The sequence below is a fragment of the Paraburkholderia podalyriae genome (genome assembly GCF_014397785.1).
In the GTDB taxonomy this organism is placed as follows: Bacteria; Pseudomonadota; Gammaproteobacteria; order Burkholderiales; family Burkholderiaceae; genus Paraburkholderia; species Paraburkholderia podalyriae.
On record NZ_VZQQ01000233.1, the window covers coordinates 1 to 1144 of the forward strand.

Annotated in this window: 2 protein-coding genes; one reads left to right on the plus strand and one right to left on the minus strand. The window is 57.7% G+C overall.

Annotation, left to right across the window (positions count from 1 at the left end):
• The first annotated feature begins 143 nt into the window (after positions 1–143).
• Positions 144–344 carry a site-specific integrase gene (locus F6X42_RS42760; RefSeq protein ID WP_429535012.1) on the plus strand — a complete coding sequence of 67 codons (201 nt, stop codon included), beginning with the start codon at positions 144–146 and terminating at the stop codon, positions 342–344.
• 45 nt (positions 345–389) lie between these two features.
• Here the strand turns inward: F6X42_RS42760 and F6X42_RS42765 are convergent, their stop codons facing one another.
• Positions 390–989 carry a tyrosine-type recombinase/integrase gene (locus F6X42_RS42765; RefSeq protein WP_187639749.1) on the minus strand — a complete coding sequence of 200 codons (600 nt, stop codon included), beginning with the start codon at positions 987–989 and terminating at the stop codon, positions 390–392.
• Positions 990–1144: the final 155 nt, after the last annotated feature.

Sequence of the window (1144 nt, forward strand, 5' to 3'; positions counted from 1 at the left end):
TGATGGAAGGAATCAAGACTATCTCTATCTCACAACACGCATTTACCCAAGAAATACGGGCTATTGTTCAATTACAAGACATAGTCAGGAAGGGCACATAGTGACGTCAATGTCGTTAGAGACATTGACGTCACACGACAGCGATGGATCTGCTGCAAGAAGGCGTCGAACCCTCAGTCATCGCACTCTGGCTCGGTCACGAATCGGTGGAAACCACACAGGTCTACCTGGACGCCAACCTCACATTAAAGCAGGCGGTTCTGGACAGGACCACGCCCCCTAAAGGCAAGCCGGGACGGTATCGACCCGATGACCGATTGCTGGCGTTCTTGAAGGGCCTGTAGGCCATGCCTATGTCCCGCTACGCACGGCCGGCTGATGTCGTCCCGTCAATCTCGTGCGTCACCGGACATAGTTCCGCGCGGGAGATAGTCGAGCTTGGTATGCCCAAGGAGCAGTTGAACAGCGCGGAGGTTTTTCGTGCGGCGATAAATCAGCGACGCCTTCGTCCGACGCATCGTGTGCGTGCCGTACGCCGTGTCGTCCAGTCCGATCGACGCGACCCAGCGATGCACCAGGCGCGAATACTGGCGCGTCGAGAGGTGCGGCGATTCACGCAGCCGGCTTGGGAAGAGGAAGTCTGGCGCCGCCAGCCCCGCCGCCTCGATCCATGTCTCGACGCTATCCCGCGTCTGTTCGGTAATCTCGAACTGAACCGGTCGTTGCGTTTTCTGCTGCATGATCGTCGCCCGACTGGTGACGTGCTCGCCGTGGCATACGTCGCGGACCCTCAGCTTCGTCAGGTCGCATGCACGTAGTTTGCTGTCGATAGCCAGATTGAACATGGCGAGGTCGCGGACGCGCGCCGAAAGCTGCAGGCGGATGCGAATGGCCCAGATTTCTTTGAGCTTCAGCGGGGGTTTCTGCCCAGTCAACTGGCCTTTGTTCCACGGCACTCTGGCAGCGGTTCCTTTCTCAGGTGTTTCCATGACGATCTCCTTTCAATTGAAGGGAGATGGCTATTTCAAAAGTGGAGTGGGTAATGCGGCTCACGAGGCATGTGGATTGAAGGCCGAGAAGTCGAGCTTGCCTGCGATCAGGAACAGCACGGTCCGCATGGTTTTGAAGCTGGCGTATCCGCGCG

Excerpts from the sequence above, each read along its gene's own strand:
- F6X42_RS42765 (WP_187639749.1), bottom strand. The coding sequence starts at position 989 with ATGGAAACACCTGAGAAAGGAACCGCTGCCAGAGTGCCGTGGAACAAA.
- F6X42_RS42760 (WP_429535012.1), top strand. The coding sequence starts at position 144 with ATGGATCTGCTGCAAGAAGGCGTCGAACCCTCAGTCATCGCACTCTGG.